Annotated in this window: 11 protein-coding genes and 2 pseudogenes; 6 read left to right on the forward strand and 7 right to left on the reverse strand. The window is 69.8% G+C overall.

Annotated features, from left to right (window positions below; translation table 11 throughout):
• Window positions 1-7: 7 nt before the first annotated feature.
• Window positions 8-1,378: an RICIN domain-containing protein gene (locus EJ357_RS06420; RefSeq protein WP_407698468.1), complete on the reverse strand. Its 1,371-nt coding sequence runs from the start codon at window positions 1,376-1,378 to the stop codon at window positions 8-10.
• A gap of 31 nt (window positions 1,379-1,409) precedes the next feature.
• On the reverse strand, window positions 1,410-2,840 hold the full coding sequence (locus EJ357_RS06425) for an endo-1,4-beta-xylanase (RefSeq protein ID WP_126389467.1): 1,431 nt from the start codon (window positions 2,838-2,840) through the stop codon (window positions 1,410-1,412).
• A gap of 445 nt (window positions 2,841-3,285) precedes the next feature.
• Between EJ357_RS06425 and EJ357_RS06430 the strand changes: the two genes are divergently transcribed.
• Window positions 3,286-4,752 carry a non-reducing end alpha-L-arabinofuranosidase family hydrolase gene (locus tag EJ357_RS06430; RefSeq protein WP_126389468.1) on the forward strand — a complete coding sequence of 489 codons (1,467 nt, stop codon included), beginning with the start codon at window positions 3,286-3,288 and terminating at the stop codon, window positions 4,750-4,752.
• Between the two features lie 338 nt (window positions 4,753-5,090).
• Entirely contained in the window at window positions 5,091-6,311 is a 1,221-nt protein-coding gene (locus tag EJ357_RS06435) for a metallophosphoesterase (RefSeq protein WP_126389470.1), read from the forward strand.
• Between the two features lie 692 nt (window positions 6,312-7,003).
• Here the strand turns inward: EJ357_RS06435 and EJ357_RS49170 are convergent.
• Both EJ357_RS49170 and EJ357_RS06440 read right to left on the reverse strand, forming a co-directional pair.
• Complete coding sequence (locus EJ357_RS49170) at window positions 7,004-7,171, reverse strand: hypothetical protein (RefSeq protein WP_228473288.1); 168 nt, start codon at window positions 7,169-7,171, stop codon at window positions 7,004-7,006.
• 118 nt (window positions 7,172-7,289) lie between these two features.
• Window positions 7,290-7,760 (reverse strand): annotated as a pseudogene (locus EJ357_RS06440) (SDR family NAD(P)-dependent oxidoreductase); the annotation flags it as partial.
• On the opposite strand from EJ357_RS06440, the pseudogene EJ357_RS48175 reads away from it, so the two are divergent.
• A pseudogene (locus tag EJ357_RS48175) lies at window positions 7,757-8,005 on the forward strand (hypothetical protein); the annotation flags it as partial. The pseudogenes EJ357_RS06440 and EJ357_RS48175 sit on opposite strands and share 4 nt — an antisense overlap.
• On the opposite strand, the gene EJ357_RS06445 reads toward EJ357_RS48175, so the two are convergent.
• Window positions 7,983-9,140, reverse strand: a complete 1,158-nt coding sequence (locus EJ357_RS06445; protein WP_126399252.1) for an RNA polymerase sigma factor — start codon at window positions 9,138-9,140, stop codon at window positions 7,983-7,985. The pseudogene EJ357_RS48175 and the gene EJ357_RS06445 sit on opposite strands and share 23 nt — an antisense overlap.
• A gap of 26 nt (window positions 9,141-9,166) precedes the next feature.
• Complete coding sequence (locus EJ357_RS06450) at window positions 9,167-9,574, reverse strand: YciI family protein (protein ID WP_126389472.1); 408 nt, start codon at window positions 9,572-9,574, stop codon at window positions 9,167-9,169.
• A 291-nt stretch (window positions 9,575-9,865) separates the two neighbouring features.
• Here EJ357_RS06450 and EJ357_RS06455 point away from each other — a divergent pair, with 291 nt between their 5' ends.
• On the forward strand, window positions 9,866-10,474 hold the full coding sequence (locus EJ357_RS06455; RefSeq protein WP_175647323.1) for a cytochrome P450: 609 nt from the start codon (window positions 9,866-9,868) through the stop codon (window positions 10,472-10,474).
• A 190-nt stretch (window positions 10,475-10,664) separates the two neighbouring features.
• Window positions 10,665-11,297, forward strand: a complete 633-nt coding sequence (locus tag EJ357_RS06460; RefSeq protein ID WP_126399254.1) for a DedA family protein — start codon at window positions 10,665-10,667, stop codon at window positions 11,295-11,297.
• A gap of 57 nt (window positions 11,298-11,354) precedes the next feature.
• Here the strand turns inward: EJ357_RS06460 and EJ357_RS06465 are convergent, their stop codons facing one another.
• Window positions 11,355-12,332, reverse strand: a complete 978-nt coding sequence (locus EJ357_RS06465) for an ABC transporter substrate-binding protein (protein WP_126389475.1) — start codon at window positions 12,330-12,332, stop codon at window positions 11,355-11,357.
• A 265-nt stretch (window positions 12,333-12,597) separates the two neighbouring features.
• Between EJ357_RS06465 and EJ357_RS06470 the strand changes: the two genes are divergently transcribed.
• Window positions 12,598-17,589, forward strand: a complete 4,992-nt coding sequence (locus EJ357_RS06470) for a family 43 glycosylhydrolase (RefSeq protein WP_126389477.1) — start codon at window positions 12,598-12,600, stop codon at window positions 17,587-17,589.
• Window positions 17,590-17,689 lie beyond the last annotated feature (100 nt).

Genomic DNA, 17,689 nt, shown 5'->3' on the forward strand with positions numbered 1-17,689 from the left:
GGGCGTGTCACTGGAACTGTGCGAAGAACCTCCAGATCTCTGCTTTGGTCCAGGTGGTGACACCGCTTTCACCGGAGGAGCCGTCGACCGGACCGGGTATGTGGCCTCCGTCGAACGCGGCCCATTGGACCGGGTATCCGGCACGGCAGCCCGAGTAGGTGGTGGTGATGTGCGTTCGGCTGCCCGGTGCGGGCTCTCGCGGGCTCTGGGCGGTGCAGCCGTTGTTGCGGACGAACTTGTCGCGCAGGGACCGTCCTTGCCCGATGTTCAGGACGGAGTCGCTGATGCCGTGGATTCCGAAGTAGGCGACGGGCTGGGTGCCGCCGCTGCACCCGCTGATCTCAGCGCCGGAGATGACCGCGACGGCCCTGAAGGCGTTCGCCCGGCTGCAGGCGAGTGCATAGCTCATACCGCCGCCCCAGCTGAATCCCGTGGCGAAGCGCTGTGCCGGATTGACACAGAGGCCGCCCTCGATGCGCCGGATCATGTCGTCGACGAAGGTGACGTCCTCACCACCCGAATTGGCCCAGCCGTTGCCGAGGCCCTGGGGGGCGACAAGGATCGCGCTGTTGTTCGACTGTTCCTGTTGGCCGTAGTAGGACCAGGCGTTCCCGCTCGTGCCGCCCGAGGCGACTTCGCCGGCGGTTCCGCCCCGCCAGTGGAACGCGAAGATGAGCCGGTAGGGGTGGCTGTTGTCGTAGTTGGCGGGAACCCTGAGGATGAAACTGCGGCTCTTGCCGCCGCTCTGGATCGTGTGCGTACCGCTCGCCAGAGTCGGGGCGCTGCCGCATGCGCCGCCGCCTCCGGACGACAGCTTGATCATCTGCCATTGCTGGTTGGCGCCGCCCCAGTCGGCGTACTGGACGACGTTGCCGCCGTCGGCGGTGGATGCGCCCTGCACCTCCACCGCCTTGCCGCTGGTGCGGTTGATCAGCCGGACGTGGCCCGCGTCGGAGTCGGCCAGGCGGAACTGCTGGTTGGCCCCGTTGTGGTCGGCCCACTGCTGGATCCCGGCGCCGTCCGCGGTCGAGGCGCCGGCCACGTCGAGAACCTTGCCCGAATGCTGGGCCTTGAGGCGGTAGAAGCCGTCGCCGGAGTCCACGAACTGCCACCGCTGGTTGGCTCCGTCGGTGCGCGTCCACTGGCTGACCCGCGCGCCGTCGGCGGTGGATGCGCCGGATACGTCCAGCGCCTTGCCGCTGTTGCGATTGACCAGGACATACCAGGCTTGGGTGTCCACCGTCGCCGCCTCGGCGGGCGCGGGATTCACCGCGGCGAGCATGCCGATCGCGAGGGTCGCCGCCACCACGGCGGCGACCCGGGACCACCAGCGATCTCTTCGTGGAGGGGCGGGGGAAGCCGCACCGTAGGTCTTCATCGATTCACCCCTTCGTTTGCGGCAGGCCTCATCAGGTGCGGGTCCAGCGTTGGTTGCCGCCGTTCGAGCAGGAGTAGAGCTGGATCAGGGTGCCGTTGGCGGTGCCGCCCGAGACGGCGTCGAGGCAGAGGCCGGACTGGGCGCCGACGATGGATCCGTCGGAGTTGAGGCGCCATTTCTGGTTGTCGCCGCCCCAGCAGCTGTAGATCTGGACCTTGGTGCCGCTGCCGGTGCCGGCCGCGTCCAGGCACTTGTTGCCGTAGACCCTGAGCTCGCCGGCGGCGGTGTACGTCCACTGCTGGTTGGTGCCGTTGTGGCAGTCCCACAGCTGGAGTTGGGTGCCGTCGGTGGTGCTGCTGCCGGGCACGTCCAGGCAGCGGCCCGAAGCGACGCCCTTGATCTGTCCGGAACCCGAAGGGGGCGTGGTGGAGCCGCCGTTGAGTGCGTTGAGGACGGCGGTGTAGGCGGGCTTCTTGCTGCCGTCACCGTTGAACAGCAGCGGCGTGTGCTCCGGTCGCCAGGAGTCGCTGTCGCGCACACCCCAGACGGTGATGCCCAGGCAGCGCGGGACGGCCAGGCAGTCGTTGGTCACGTTGGCGTAGGTCGTGGCCGGGGCGCCCTGGATGTCGAGTTCGGTGATGGCCACGTCGACGCCGAGGGCGGCGAAGTTCTGCAGGGTGGTGCGGAAGTTGCTGTTGTAGGGGCTGCCGCTGTTGAAGTGCGACTGGAAGCCGACGCAGTCGATCGGCACGCCGCGCTGCTTGAAGTCTCGGACCATGGCGTACATGGCCTGGGTTTTGGCCCAGGTCCAGTCCTCGACGTTGTAGTCGTTGTAGCAGAGCTTGGCGGCCGGGTCGGCTGCGCGCGCGGTGCGGAAGGCGACCTCGATCCAGTCGTTGCCGGTGCGTTGCAGGTTGGAGTCGCGCCGGGCTCCCGAACTGCCGTCGGCGAACGCCTCGTTCACGACGTCCCACTGGGCGATCTTGCCCTTGTAGTGGGCCATCACGCCGTTGATGTGGTTGATCATCGCCTGGCGCAGCGTGCTGCCGCTGAGGCTCTGCATCCAGCCGGGCTGCTGGGAGTGCCAGGCCAGGGTGTGGCCGCGCACCTGCTTGCCGTTCTGCACCGCCCAGTTGTAGACGCGGTCACCGGCGGTGAAGTTGAACTGGCCCCGCTGCGGTTCGGTGGCATCGATCTTCATCTCGTTCTCGGCCGTCACCGAGTTGAACTCACGGCCCGCGATCGTCGTGTACGCCGAGTCACCGAGCCTGCCCGAGGCGATGGCGGTGCCGAAGTAGCGGCCGCTCTGCGCCGCCGCGGCGCCGAGCGTGCTCTCGGCCGCGTGCGCGGGCGGCGGCGCGACCAGTGCGGCGGACGTACCGAGCGCGCCGACGACCAGCGCCAGCAACAGGCCGCGGATCTTCCGGCGGACAGGGGGTCTGGGAAGGGCATACGAGCCCATGACTGTGCCTCCAAGGTAGAGATCACGGAAGGACGGAAGCGCAGGGGATGCGCCGTCCGCTCCCACCCGGCAGACGGGCCGGGCGGGCTGCCGGAACCCGGGCGGCGACGGTGTTGCGACACAGGCATGGGGGCACTCCAACGCGGCTCAGTGGGGGGACCGCCATACGGCGTCAAGGTTCGACATCTCGAACTACCGCCGGGTTCTCAGACAGGGAGATTGGGGCGTTGACGATGCATCGTCAATACTCCTTGCAGAAGAAATTTCGGTCTCTCCATCGAAACATTCGGAGCCTTCTTGAGCCGGGGACGGGGCCAGGGCCGGGAGAGGAGGCGCTTTTTGTAGACAGATCGGCGACAGACCTTGACCAGAGGGCCCCGCATTTCTAGCTTGTGGCGTCGAAGTATCCGGGAATTCTTCGAATGTTTCGAGAGGGAGCCCTCTGATGTGGTTTCGCCACTCGTCCCCGCTCCGTCCAAGACGCTTACTCGCTGTCCTCGCGCCCTTGCTGCTCGTGGCCACCTTCCTAGGTGCCCAGCCCGCCGCCGCGGCGACCGTAGACCCCAACGCCACGTATGTGCTGGTCAACCGCAGCAGCGGCAAGGCCCTGGATGTCTACAACAGGGCGACTGACGACGGCGCCCGCATCACCCAGTGGACCAGGAACGATCAGACCCAGCAGCAGTGGCAGTTCGTCGATTCCGGGGGCGGCTACTACCGCATCAAGTCCCGCCACTCGGGCAAGGTGCTGGACGTCTACAACTTGTCCACCGCGAACGGCGGCTCGATCGTCCAGTGGGCCGACCTGAACGGCACCAATCAGCAGTGGCGGCTGGCCGACAGCTCGGATGGCCACGTGAGGTTCATCTCGCGCCACAGCGGCAAGGCTCTCGAAGTGCAGGGCGGTTCCACCGCCGACAACGCGAACGTCGTCCAGTACGACGACTGGGGCGGCGCCAACCAGCAGTGGCAGCTCGTCAAGGTCGGCGGCGACACCCCCGGCGCGTGCGACCTTCCGTCGACGTACCGCTGGACATCAACGGGTGCACTGGCGCAGCCCAAGCCGGGGTGGGTGTCGCTCAAGGACTTCACCGTCGTCCCCTACAACGGCAGGCAACTCGTCTATGCGACGACGCACGACACGGGGACGAATTGGGGTTCGATGAACTTCGGCCTGTTCACCAACTGGTCGGAGATGGCCTCGGCCAGCCAGAACACGATGTCGTCCTCCACAGTCGCGCCCACGCTCTTCTACTTCGCGCCGAAGAACATCTGGGTACTCGCCTACCAGTGGGGCGGAACCGCCTTCTCCTACCGGACGTCGAGCGACCCCACCAACCCGAACGGCTGGTCAGCCCAGCAGACGCTCTTCACCGGAAGCATCTCCGGCTCCGGCACCGGACCCATCGACCAGACGCTGATCGCCGACGGGACGAACATGTACCTGTTCTTCGCCGGTGACAACGGCAAGATCTACCGGGCGAGCATGCCGATCGGGAACTTCCCGGGCAACTTCGGCTCGTCGTACACGACGATCATGAGCGACACCCAGAACAACTTGTTCGAGGCCCCGCAGGTCTACAAGCTCCAGGGCCAGAACCGCTACCTCATGATCGTCGAGGCGATCGGCTCGCAGGGCCGCTACTTCCGCTCGTTCACGGCCACCAGTCTGAACGGCTCGTGGACACCCCAGGCCGCGACCGAGAGCAATCCCTTCGCCGGAAAGGCCAACAGTGGCGCCACCTGGACCAACGACATCAGCCATGGCGAACTGATCCGCACCAGCGCCGATCAGACCATGACCGTCGATCCCTGCAATCTGCGGTTGCTCTACCAGGGGCGCAGCCCCAACTCCGGCGGCGACTACGGCCTCCTGCCCTACCGTCCGGGTCTGCTGACACTGCAGCGCTGACGGCGTGGCACGAGTCCGGCTCCGGTATGGAGCCGACGTGGCGGGCCCGGCGGAAGGCCGAGCCCGCCCGGGGCACGCGACCACGTCAGCGCTCATACGGCGAGGGAGCGCGGGTCGGGCAACGCTCACCAGGCCGAGGGCCGTCCCGTGACGCGGTGCCGCCGCGGTGGCGCTTGCCGTCCGCCGCGGCGCACCGGGTGGCCTGGTGCGCCGTGGCGGACGAGCCAGGTCGGCATTGCGGTTTCGCCCCACGGGGCCGCGCCCATGAACGCCGGTCCAGACGGCCCGAGGGCGACCGGATACAGTGCGCGAGACGGCAGCCTGGTCAGGGGGGAAGCGTGACCGACACCAGCAACACCCGACCCGCCGACAGCGAAGCGCAAGCTCCGCGACAGAGCCGACTGCACCGCCTGATGCGCTACCTCCCCCTGATCGCCCCCGTCCTGCTGTGGGCCGTGCCCTGCTGGGTGCTCCTGCACACCGGCCAGCACTGGCCGTTGCCCGTCACGCTGGTCGGCACCGCCCTGTTCGCCCTGGGCCTCGTCGGTATGCCGCTCGCGATGGTGCGCGGCCACGGCCGGCGCCAGCAGGATCGGGCGGCGATCGTCGGTGACTCCCTGCTGGGCACCAGCTGGGTTCTGTTCACCTGGTCCCTTCTGCTCGGCCTCCCCTTGCGGCTCGCCCTGACCGTGGCCGGCGTCGACGGGAGTCAGGACCGGGCCCGAATCGTCACTTGGGCCGTCCTCGGCGCAACCGCCGTACTGCTCGCCTGGGGGTACGCCGAAGCCCGCCGCGTGCCGCGGGTGCGCCGACTCGACGTGCGACTCCCACGGCTGGGCGCCGGATTGGACGGCCTCCGCGTCGTCCTCATCACCGACACCCACTACGGCCCGCTCGACCGCGCCCGCTGGTCGGCGCGGGTATGCGAGACGGTGAACACTCTGGAAGCCGACCTGGTCTGCCACACCGGCGACATCGCGGACGGCACGGCCGAACGCCGCCGCGCCCAGGCCGTCCCACTCGGTACCGTGCGGGCCACCCGGGCCCGGGTCTACGTCACCGGCAACCACGAGTACTACAGCGAGGCCCAGGGCTGGGTCGACCTCATGGACGAGCTGGGCTGGGAGCCGCTGCGCAACCGCCATCTGCTGCTCGAACGCGGAGGTGACGCCCTCGTGGTCGCCGGCGTGGACGACGTCACCGCCGAGTCCTCCGGCCTGGCCGGCCACGGCGCCCACCTCGCCGGAGCCTTGAACGGCGCCGACCCCGGCCTCCCCGTCCTGCTCCTGGCGCACCAGCCCAAGTTCATCGACCGGGCGGCGGCCGCCGGCATAGATCTCCAACTCTCCGGCCACACCCACGGCGGCCAGATCTGGCCCTTCCACCACTTGGTCCGCCTCGACCAGCCCGCCCTCGCGGGCCTCAGCCACCACGGCACCCGCACCCTCCTCTACACCAGCCGCGGCACCGGCTTCTGGGGCCCGCCGTTCCGCGTCTTCGCCCCCAGCGAGATCACCCTGCTCGTGCTCCGCTCCCCGCACCTGCCCACCTCGCCATAGCACTGGGGCCAACACATCCGCTCGGACCATTCCCGGGCCGACGGTTCCAACGAGCCATACCTGGCCACGTTTTACGCAGGTCAGCGACGCGTGACGCCTGTATCGCCAGCAGACCAAGAACCTCCTGATGTCGTACTCACCGCAGAAGCCGGGCTTCTTCCAGGACCCAGGTGCAGGGCGCCTGACCTGGGCAGAGGTACGCGACGGAGACCGGCATGCCCCAGCGCAGGGCGTCCTTCTGGAAGTCGCCGAGTTCGGCCTTGCCCCAGACCGAGGAGGACCCACAGGGGTGCGCTGGTCGGACCCATCGCGGTATCGAGTTCGTCGGCTCGGACCGCCACGCCGCCTACATCGAGATACGCGCCTACAAGAAGTACCTCGCAAACTGCAGAGGCGCATCGGCTGGGCCGAACCGTCCCCCGGCATGTTCGACGCGATCCGTACCGAGTCCCGCGGCAAGGGGCCCACACTGTCTCCCGCTGACTCCCGACCGACCGTATGCGCTCGTCACGGGGAAAGAAGTGACGGAGCATGTCCCGGGCATCCTGGGCGTCCACCGGTTGACCACAGCCCTCACCGAACGGACCGCGGCCGGCAGCCGTCCCGGGGCGCGCACGGACGAGTACCGGATCGCACTCGCCATCGAAGGCGCACGGCCACTGCGGGATCACGGCCGGTCAGCACAGCAGGTGCTACGCCGCCACCCCGGGAGTCAGCGACTCGGGGTGGAACTGCTCGACACGGTCCCGCTTGCCGCACATGTCCCAGTAGTGCTCGGCGAGGTCGTCCGGGTCGACGACCGGGAACCGCGGGCCGTCGGCCGACTCGGCCTCGATCCGGGCCGCGGCCGCCTCGCCCATCTCGCTGCGGGCGATCGCGGCCCCGATGGTCAGGGTGCCCGCGTAGACCCCCGGTGCCGGCCAGCTCGGCGTTGAGGGAGTACAGGTAGTTGCGGGCGGCGGACATCACTGGCCCTACGCCGCTGAGGTGGGGCAGCGGCTGGGCCGCCGAGTAGCCCTGCGTCAGCAGGAAGGCTCCGGCCCCGCGCTCCTGCCACTCCGGCAGCACGGCCCGGACCACCTCGACCGGGGTGAGCAGCAGCGGGATCAGCCCCTCCAGGGTGGCCGCGTCCAGCTCTGTGGCCGCGGTGAAGCCCTGTTCGCCGCCGATCGGCCCGTACTCGATCACGTCGATACGGCCGAAGGGGTACCGGACGGCCTCGATGAGGACGGGCACCTCGGCGGGCCGGGAAAGGTCGGCGGGGAAGGCGGCCGCTTCGATGCCCTCTGCGGCGAGTTCCTCGACGAGCGCCTCCAGCCGGTCCCGACGGCGGGCGACCAGGGCGACGCGGAAACCCTCGCGACCGAAGCGGCGGGCCACGGACACACCGAGACCGGTACCGGCCCCGAAGACGGCGATCGCTGGAGGCCGCAACGCCTGAGCTTGCACTGATCGTCGCCCACCGTCTCAGCCAGGCGGCGAGCGCCGACCGCATCATCGTCACGGACGCCCGACGGATCGTGGAGACCGGCACGCACGACGAACTGCGCGCCGCCGAGGGGCCGTACGCGGCCCTGTGGGAGGCGTGGTCGGACACCCGCCACACCGCCACACCGCCACCTGAGACCCCACCCGCACTGCTGCTCCGCACCGGTGGCTCGGGCCGATCCGTCAGCGACCCCGGCGGGCGTTGAGGTCGGCGTTGAGACGGGCGGCCTGGCGGGTCAGGTGGTTGCGTTCGGAGAGGTTGGAGGCCTTCTGGGCCGCCTCTGCGTACAGGCGGGCCGCCGTCGTCAGGTCGCCGTCGCGCTCGTGGAGGTACGCCGCCACCGCGGTGTGACGGGGCAGTGAGTCGTCAAGGGCCGCCAGTGCCGCAAGGCCGGCACGTGGTCCGTCGGCCTCGCCGACGGCGACCGCACGGTTGAGCCGGACGACCGGGTTGTCGGTCAGGCGCGCGAGCTCGTCGTACCACTCGACGATCTGCACCCAGTCGGTCTCCCCGGCGGTGGGCGCGTCGGCGTGGAGGGCCGCGATGGCGGCCTGGGCCTGGAACTCGCCCAGCTGGTCGCGGGCGAGTGCCGCCTGCAGGATCTCCACGCCCTCGGCGATCGCCTTGGTGTCCCATCGGCCGCGGTCCTGCTCGGCGAGCGGTACGAGGCTGCCGTCGGGCGCGGTCCGGGCGGCGCGCCGGGCGTGGTGGAGCAGCATGAGGGCGAGCAGCCCGGCCACCTCGGGGTGGTCGATCGCGGATGCCAGCTGCCGGGTGAGCCGGATGGCCTCGGCGGCGAGGTCGACGTCCCCGGAGTAGCCCTCGTTGAAGACCAGGTAGAGGACGCGCAGCACGGTGGCGACGTCGCCGGGCCGGTCGAACCGCACGCCGGAGACGGTGCGCTTGGCCCGGCTGATGCGCTGCGCCATGGTCGCCTCGGGCACCAGGTAGGCCTGGGCGATCTGGCGGGTGGTCAGGCCGCCGACGGCGCGCAGTGTGAGTGCGACCGCGGACGACGGTGTCAGGGACGGGTGGGCGCACAGGAAGTAGAGCTGGAGCGTGTCGTCCGCGGCGGGCGCGGGCTCGGGCGCCGGCTCCTCGTCGACGCTCTCCTCACGCCGACGGCGGGCGGCGTCCGCCCGGGTCGCGTCGAGGAACTTGCGCCAGGCCACGGTGATCAGCCAGCCCTTCGCATCGCGCGGCGGGTCGGCCGGCCAGACGCGGACCGCCTCGACCAGCGCGTCCTGCACGGCGTCCTCGGCCGCCGCGAAGTCGGCTCCGCGGCGGACGAGGACGGCGAGCACGTTCGGCGTGAGGCTCCTCAACAGGGCCTCGTCCATCTGGGGCACCTGAGACTCCTGAGAGGTCACTCCGTGATGGTGGGCGGCTCGGCCAGGAACGGGCGCACCTCCAGCCACTCGTGGATGGGCGTCCCGCCCGCCCCGGGGGCGGCCGACAGTTCGCCGGCCAGTTCGACGGCGCGGTCGTAGCTGTCGACGTCGATCACCATCCAGCCGGCGATGAGGTCCTTGGTCTCGGCGAACGGGCCGTCGGTGACCGGCGGGCGCCCCTCGCCGTCGTACCGGACCCACGCCCCCTCGGGAGCGAGCGCCTGGCCGTCGACGAACTCGCCGGTCTTCTCCAGCCGGTCCGCGAAGTCCTGCATGTACTGCACGTGGGCCGAGATCTCCTCGGGCGTCCACTGGTCCATGGGCACGTCGTTGGCCGGGGCCGGGGCGCCGCGGTAGTGCTTCAGCAGCAGGTACTTGGCCATCGTGATCTCTCCTCGATGCTGGTGCGTCCCATTCTGGTCGCGTTCACCACAGGGACGGAGCCGGTCACGGGTTCTCGACATCGCCGTCCGAAGTTTTTTGTCGCGCCGTTCCGGTGCCGGTGACCAGGACAAGGGCGCTCGCCGAGGCCGGTGAACGCTTCCGGTTCACCCATGCGCACCCCACCGTCACGCGTGTGCCCCACACGCCCGCACGTGCGCTTGTAAGGGCCACGTAAATCCGGGGACGGTCGCGGGGAAACAGTCCGCCACGGCACTGCGAGGTCCTCGGTGGTGAAGACCGGCTCCGCGCCCGCCGCTCCGGGAGCGCTCCCCCTCATCGGCCACGCGGGCCGCCTGGCCCGCGACCGGTTGGGCTTCCTCGAAGACCTGCGTGCGCTGGGACCGGTGGTGCGGATCCGGCTGGGGCGCACCCCGGTGTACGTGGTCAACTCCCCCGATCTCGTCCAGCGGATGCTGGTGGCGGGCAACGGGGTGGAGTTCGACAAGGGCGGCCCCTTCTTCGACCAGGCCACCCAGCTCGTGGGCAACGGCCTGTCCACCGCACCGGCCGGACCGCACCGCCCGATGCGCGCCCTGCTCAGGCCCGTGTTCGCCCGCCACCAGCTGCCCCGGCACACGGAGCGGTTCCGCGACTGCGCGCTCGAGGTGTCCTCGGCCTGGGTACCCGGACAGGTCATCGACGCGTACACGGAGATGAAGCGCCTCGCGGTCGCCGTCCTGGCCCGGACCCTCTTCCTCGCGCCCGAGGACCGGCAGGCCGTCGAGGGCGTGGTCGGTATCGCCGCCGGGTGCGGTGGCGTGCAGCCGTGGCACGTCCCCGCCCGCCGGCGCGCCCGCCGAACGGCGCTCTGCGAGAGCCGGTCCTCGGCCTCCCGGTAGAGGGCCGGGCCATGCGGGGTTGCCCGCGTCGCTTCACCAGGGTGCCCGCAACGCTTCACCGGTCCGCCCGCCGCCGGGACAGGCGCCCGCGCCCCGCGCACGGGATGCTTGATGGGGCGGGAGGACCGACGAGGACGGCCGGGAGGTGATGGCGATGATCGCCATCGACCCGATGATCGCCGGCGATCCGGTGACCGCCGTCAACCCGATGGACGGCGCCTCGGTGCTGGCGGCCTTCGGTGCCCTCGGTGTTCTCGTGGTGATCTTCGCGGAGTCGGGTCTGCTCGTGTTCGGCTTCTTCCTGCCCGGCGACACGCTGCTCTTCCCGGCCGGCGTGCTGTGCGCGGGGACCGCCGACCAGGCGCCACGGCTGGTGCTGTGGCAGGTGCTGCTGTGCGCGGCCGTCGGCGCCGTGGCGGGCGGCCAGGTCGGTTTCCTGCTCGGGCGGCACGGCGGGCGGGCCCTGCTGGCCCGCACGGAGAGACGCCGCGTGCGCGAGACGGCGGTCCGGGCGGAGAAACTGCTGGCCCGCTACGGCTATGGAAAGGCCCTGGTGATCGGCCGTTTCGTCCCGATGGTACGGACGGTCCTGCATCCGGCGGCCGGTGCGCTCGGCGTGCCCACACGAACCTTCACGATCTGGCAGATCGTCGGCGGGCTGCTCTGGTCGCAGAGTCTGGTCCTGGCCGGATACGCCCTCGGTGCCTCCGTCCCGGACATCGACGACTATCTGCTGCCGCTGGTCGCCGTCGTCGTCCTGGTCTCGCTGCTGCCCCTGCTGCCGGTGCTCACCGAGTCACGCCGCGCGCGGCGCGATCGCTGACCCGGCCGACCGGCCCTCCCCGCATGGGAACAGCCGGTCCGCCCGCAATCGGCGCCCTCAGGAGAACAGCTCCTCGACATCCGGCTTCGTCCCCCCGAAGATGCCGTCCTTCTCCCCCAGCGAGGCCAGCTTCTCCAGCGACGCCATGTCGACCCGGTCCGGCCAGCTGGGGAGCGTGAGGTCGTCGATGACGTCGTCGCCGATCTTGGTGTAGGCGGTGAGGATCCGGCGGGCCTCGTCGGGGTGTGCGGAGGCGTACCGCAGCGATTCCGTCATCGCCTCGGTGAACCTCTTCACCAGCGAGGGGTTCTCCTGCGCGAGCTTCGTGGAGGTGAAGTACGTCGCCACGGTGAGCTTCGGGTCGGTCTCGGCGAACGGCGACGCGATGACGCGGGCGCCCTGCGCCTCGGCGACCGTCATCGCCGGCTCGCCCATCCACGCCGCGTCCACGCGCCCGCCGTCGAGGGCGGCCGGCATCTGGTCGAACGGTATCTCCACGAACTCGACCTCGGACGGGTCGCCGCCGTCCCTGCGCACCGACTCACGCACGACCGTGTCGCCGATGTTCCGCAGGGTGTTCACCGCCACCGTCCGCCCGGCGAGGTCCTTGGCCGACTTGACCGGGCTGTCCTTCCTGACCGCCACGCCGGTCACGTCGCCGCCCACCCTGCCGTTGGAGGCCGCCCCGTTCACCACGGACTTCACGGGAACGCCCTTGGTCCGGGCGATCATCAGCGAGGTCGTGTTGCTGAAGCCGAACTGGTACTGCCCGCTCACCACGCCGGGGATGATCGCCGCGCCGCCCTGGGCGGCGACCATCTCCAGGTCGAGACCCCGGCTGCTGAAGAACCCCTGCTTCTCCCCCAGATAGAGCGGCGCCACGTCGACGATCGGGATGACACCGACCGTGACCCGTGTCGCCGCGGTGCCGTTCGCGGTCGATGCCGCACCGCTCCCGGCGTCCGACGATCCGCACCCCGCGACGCCGGCGAGGGTCACCGCCGCGAGGGCAAGCCCGAGTGTGCGCCGTCGCATGGGCTCCTCCAGAAGCACTTCGGGAACTCGGACAAGACGTTGTGCAGATTGCTGACGCCAGAAACGTACTGGCACAGCTACGCGGTGTCAGTCCTCCGGACCGAAGTAACCGATTTTCAGGCCCGTTCGACCAGTCGGACATTGTTCGAAACCCCTTGACGCTGCGCCACACCCCGATTGACACTCTCGCAACACGACGTCACACAGCCGAAACGGCAGGGTGCCCATGGCCGAGGCCCCGCCATGCCTCAGCAGGGAACTCGACATGCCGTACACCGCACGCGTCCGTGTCCGCGCGAGACGCCTGGCGAGCCGACTCGCCGGACTGACCGCCGCGTCGCTGGTGCTGGGACTCGCCGCACCCGCCCTTCCCGCGCAGGCCGCCGACGCGACCGCGGCGGCGGAGATCACCGACGGTCTCGCCCTCTGGTACAAGCTCGACGCCTCCTCCGGCAGCACCGCCACCGACGCCTCCGGCAACGGCCGGGACGGCGCGGTCAATGGCTCCGCCGACTGGTCGGGCACCGGTCAGGGGCTCGCCTTCAACGGCTCGGACACCTACGTCAAGGTGCCGAACGACGTCATGAAGGGCATGGACGCGATCACCGTCTCGCTGGACGTGCGGATCGACTCCGCGCAGTCCACGCCGTACTTCGTCTACGGCTTCGGCAACACCAGCGCCGGCAACGGGAACGGCTACCTCTTCACCACCGGCAACTCGTTGCGGACGTCCATCGCGACCGGCAACTGGTCGACGGAGCAGACCACCAGGCCCGCCGACTCCCACAACCTGACCCGCTCGGTCTGGAAGCACCTCACCTACACCCAGACCGGCACGACGGGCGTGCTGTACGAGGACGGTGTGGAGGTCGGCCGCAACACCTCGGTCACCATCACCCCGGGCGCCATCGGCTCCGGCACCACCACCGCCAACTACATAGGCAAGTCGGTCTACTCCGGCGACAAGCTGTTCAAGGGCCAGATCCGCGACTTCCGGGTCTACGACCGTGCCCTCGCCGGTTCCGAGGTCGAGCAACTCGCCCTCCCCGTCGCCACGCAGGGCGTCGCCGACGACAAGGCCGCGCTGAGCCTCGGTGACACCGACGCCGTCACGGCCGACCTCGACCTGCCGGGGACCGGCACGGCCGGCGGCTCCTCGATCAGCTGGGCCAGCGACGCCCCGTCCGTCGTCTCGGACACCGGCAAGGTCACGCGACCCGCCGCCGGCGAACCCGACGCCCACGCCACGCTCACGGCGACCCTGAAGAAGGGCGCGGTGACCGACACCAAGACCTTCGAGGTCACGGTGCTTCCCGACTTCAACGACCGGACCGCCACCGAACAGGCCGCCGAAGCCCTCACCGTCCGCAACCTCGACGACGTACGCGGCAACCTGACCCTCCCGGCGACCGGTTCCTACGGCACGAAGGTCACCTGGTCCTCCGCGAACCCGGACGTCATCTCCTCCGACGGCCTGGTCCACCGCCCCGCACACGGCACGGGCGCCACCACCGTCGAACTGACCGCCACCGTCACCAAGGGCGAGGCGAGCACGACCCGCGCCTTCACCGCCAAGGTCCCCGAACTGCCGAAGCCCGAGGCCCTCAAGGGCTATATGTTCAGCTACTTCACCGGCGAGGGCACGGCCGACGGCGAACAGCTCTACGCCGCCCTCAGCAAGGGCGACGACCCGCTGAAGTGGCGGGAGTTGAACGACGGCAAGCCCGTTCTGACCTCCACGCTCGGCGAGAAGGGCCTGCGCGACCCGTTCATCATCCGCTCCCCGGAGGGCGACAAGTTCTACCAGATCGCCACCGACCTCAGGATCTACGGCAACGGCGACTGGGACGCCTCCCAGCGCACCGGCAGCAAGTCCATCATGGTCTGGGAGTCCACCGACCTGGTCCACTGGACGAACCAGCGCCTGGTCAAGGTCTCCCCGGACAGCGCGGGCAACACCTGGGCGCCGGAGGCGTTCTACGACGCGCGGCGCGGTGAGTACGTCGTCTTCTGGGCGTCGAAGCTGTACGACAACGAGGCGCACTCCGGCGACACGTACAACCGCATGATGTACGCGACGACCCGCGACTTCTACACCTTCAGCGAGCCCAAGGTCTGGATCGACCGCGGCTACTCGGTGATCGACTCCACGGTGATCGAGCACGACGGGACGTACTTCCGCCTCTCCAAGGACGAGCGGAACAACACCTCCTCCACACCCAACAGCAAGTTCATCTTCGAGGAGAAGAGCGACTCCCTCCTCGACCTGTCCTGGGACGCCGTCGCCGAGGGCATCGGCAAGGGCGCGATGAACGCGGCCGAGGGGCCGCTGGTGTTCAAGTCGAACACCGAGGACAAGTGGTACGCGTTCCTCGACGAGTTCGGCGGCCGCGGCTACATCCCCTTCGAGACGACCGACCTCGCCTCCGGCACCTGGACCCCGTCCACCGGCTACGACCTCCCGGCCAAGCCCCGCCACGGCACCGTGCTCCCGGTGACGCAGGCCGAGTACGACCGCCTGCTGCGCGCCTACCAGCCGGACCAGCTGGTGGAGGGCGTCGAGGACGTCTCCGTGAAGACCGGCATCGGCCAGGCACCCGTCCTGCCGGCCACCGTGATCGCCACCTACGCCGACGGCGTCAAGCGGCCCGTCCCGGTGACCTGGGAGGACGTCCCGGAGTCGAAGTACGCGCAGGCCGGCACCTTCACGGTGACGGGCAGCCTGCCCGACGGCGCCGCGCTCCCGGTCCGCGCCGAGGTCACCGTCTCGGCGCAGGGCCCCGACGTCCCCGTCGACCTGCTCGTGCGCTACGACTTCGACGTCACGGGCGGCAACATCGCCCGTGACTCCAGCGGTCACGGCTACCACGGCACCTACGTCCGGACGCCCGACTTCGGAACCGGCGTCGAGGGCGGCTCGTTCAAGATGTCCGGCGGTTCGAGCTCCTCGGCCACCTCGCCGTACGTCCGTATCCCGAACGGCGTGCTGAAGAACGCCGACAGCGTGACCGTCTCGACGTACGCCAAGTGGAAGGGCGGCGACAACTTCCAGTGGCTGTTCGGTCTCGGACCGGACAGCAACAAGTACCTCTTCGCCACCCCGTCCAACGGCGGCTCCAGCCTCTACTCGGCCATCACCAAGGCGAGTTGGTCGGCCGAGTCGAAGCTGACGGCGGGCTCGCGGCTCACACCCGGCGAATGGCGGCACGTCACCGTCACCCTCGACGGCGCGACCGGCGCGATGGTCCTCTACGTGGACGGCATCGAGGCGGCCCGCACGACGACCACCGTCAAGCCGTCCGAGCTGTACGACGCGAACAAGGACCACAGCGGCTACATCGGCCGGTCCCTGTACGGGGCCGACCCGTACTTCGGCGGCGAGGTCGACGACTTCCGCGTCTACGACCGGGCCCTGACGGCCGCCGAGGTCATGGAGCTCAGCGGCAACACCGCGGGCATCGCGAAGGCGACGCACCCGGCGCTGAAGGTCGACGCGCTCATCGACAACCCCGGCAGCAGGATCACGCTGCCGATGAAGGAGGGCACCGATCTCACCGCCCTCGCCCCGGAGTTCACCCTCGCCCACGGCGCGGCGATCAGCCCGGCCTCCGGGAGTGTGCAGGACTTCAGCAAGCCCGTGTCGTACGAGGTGACCGGGTCCGACGGCGAGAAGCGCACCTGGACCGTCTCGGCGCTCGTCATGAAGAGCCCGGTGCTGCCGGGTCTCAACGCCGACCCGAACATCGTCCGCTTCGGCGACACCTTCTACATGTACCCGACGACCGACGGCTTCGAGGGCTGGAGCGGTACGCAGTTCAAGGCGTACTCCTCCACCGACCTGGTGCACTGGAAGGACCACGGCGTCATCCTCGACCTGGGTCCGGACGTCTCCTGGGCGGACAGCAGGGCGTGGGCGCCGACGATCGCCGAGAAGGACGGGAAGTACTACTTCTACTTCTGTGCCGACGCCAACATCGGCGTCGCGGTGTCCGACTCGCCGACAGGGCCGTTCAAGGACGCGCTCGGCGAGCCACTGCTCAAGGCGGGCCAGTTCAGCGGCCAGATGATCGACCCGGCGGTCTTCACCGACGACGACGGCCAGTCGTATCTCTACTGGGGCAACGGGCGCGCGTACGTGGCGCCCCTGAACGCCGACATGACGTCCGTCGACACCTCGAAGGTCACGGACATCACCCCGAGCGGCTACAACGAGGGCACCTTCGTCATCAAGCGCAAGGGCACCTACTACTTCATGTGGTCGGAGAACGACACCCGGGACGAGAACTACCGCGTCGCCTACGCCACCGGCCCCTCGCCCACCGGCCCGTGGACCAAGCACGGCGTGATCCTGGTCAAGGACCTCTCGCTCGGCATCAAGGGGCCCGGCCACCACTCGGTGGTCCACGTCCCGAAGACCGACGAGTGGTACATCGCCTACCACCGGTTCGCGATCCCCGGCGGTGACGGCACCCACCGTGAAACCACCGTCGACAAGCTGGAGTTCGACGCCGACGGGCTGATCGAGAAGGTCGTGCCGACCCTGACGAGCATCGACCCGATCGTCAACCGCACCCCGGCGATCACCTCCGCGACGGGTCCGGCATCGCCCGTGCCGGCCGGCCACCGCGCCACCGTCACGGCCGAGTTCCGGGACGCCGACGTCGGCGACACCCACACCTGCCGCGTCGACTGGAAGGACGGCACCGAGCCGACGGCGGGCACGGTCGACGGCGCCACCTGCCGGGCCGAGCACACCTACACCAGGCCCGGCATCCGGCGCCCGGCCCTCACCATCACCGACAACGACGACGCCTCGGACCGCACGACACTCCCTGAGCTGATCGTCTACGACCGCGCCGCCGGACCCGCGCTCGGTACGGGCCTGTTCACCTCCCCGGCCGGCGCCCACCCGGCCAAGCCCGCCCTGACCGGCAAGGCCGCCTTCTCCTTCGCGGCCGCCTACGCCAAGGGAGCCACCGTCCCCACGGGCCGGGCGTCCCTCGACTTCGGGCCGGCCAGGCTGAAGTTCCGCTCCACCGGCTCCGACTGGCTCGTGGTCACCGACGCGAAGGCCGTGTACCAGGGCTCCGGCACGGTCAACGGCAGCGGCGGACACGCCTTCCGGATCACCGCGACCGACGCACCGGACACCTTCCGGATCAGGATCTGGAAGAAGTCCACCGGTGATGTCGTCTACGACAACCTCACCGGCGCGCAGACCACGGGCATCGTCGAGATCGGCGGCGTCCGGCGATAGCGTCCGGCGACAACTCCCCGCGTGCCCTGGGCCGGACCGGTCCAGGGCACGCGTGCGTCCCCGCCTCTGAAACCGCTGTGAAACCGCGCCAAAGCCGGCC

This window comes from Streptomyces cyaneochromogenes (genome assembly GCF_003963535.1).
Classification (GTDB): Bacteria; Actinomycetota; Actinomycetes; order Streptomycetales; family Streptomycetaceae; genus Streptomyces; species Streptomyces shaanxiensis.

Excerpts from the sequence above, each read along its gene's own strand:
- EJ357_RS06420 (WP_407698468.1), bottom strand. The coding sequence starts at position 1,378 with ATGAAGACCTACGGTGCGGCTTCCCCCGCCCCTCCACGAAGAGATCGC.
- EJ357_RS06425 (WP_126389467.1), bottom strand. The coding sequence starts at position 2,840 with ATGGGCTCGTATGCCCTTCCCAGACCCCCTGTCCGCCGGAAGATCCGC.
- EJ357_RS06430 (WP_126389468.1), top strand. The coding sequence starts at position 3,286 with ATGTGGTTTCGCCACTCGTCCCCGCTCCGTCCAAGACGCTTACTCGCT.
- EJ357_RS49170 (WP_228473288.1), bottom strand. The coding sequence starts at position 7,171 with ATGGGCGAGGCGGCCGCGGCCCGGATCGAGGCCGAGTCGGCCGACGGC.
- EJ357_RS06445 (WP_126399252.1), bottom strand. The coding sequence starts at position 9,140 with ATGGACGAGGCCCTGTTGAGGAGCCTCACGCCGAACGTGCTCGCCGTC.
- EJ357_RS06450 (WP_126389472.1), bottom strand. The coding sequence starts at position 9,574 with ATGGCCAAGTACCTGCTGCTGAAGCACTACCGCGGCGCCCCGGCCCCG.
- EJ357_RS06465 (WP_126389475.1), bottom strand. The coding sequence starts at position 12,332 with ATGCGACGGCGCACACTCGGGCTTGCCCTCGCGGCGGTGACCCTCGCC.
- EJ357_RS06470 (WP_126389477.1), top strand. The coding sequence starts at position 12,598 with ATGCCGTACACCGCACGCGTCCGTGTCCGCGCGAGACGCCTGGCGAGC.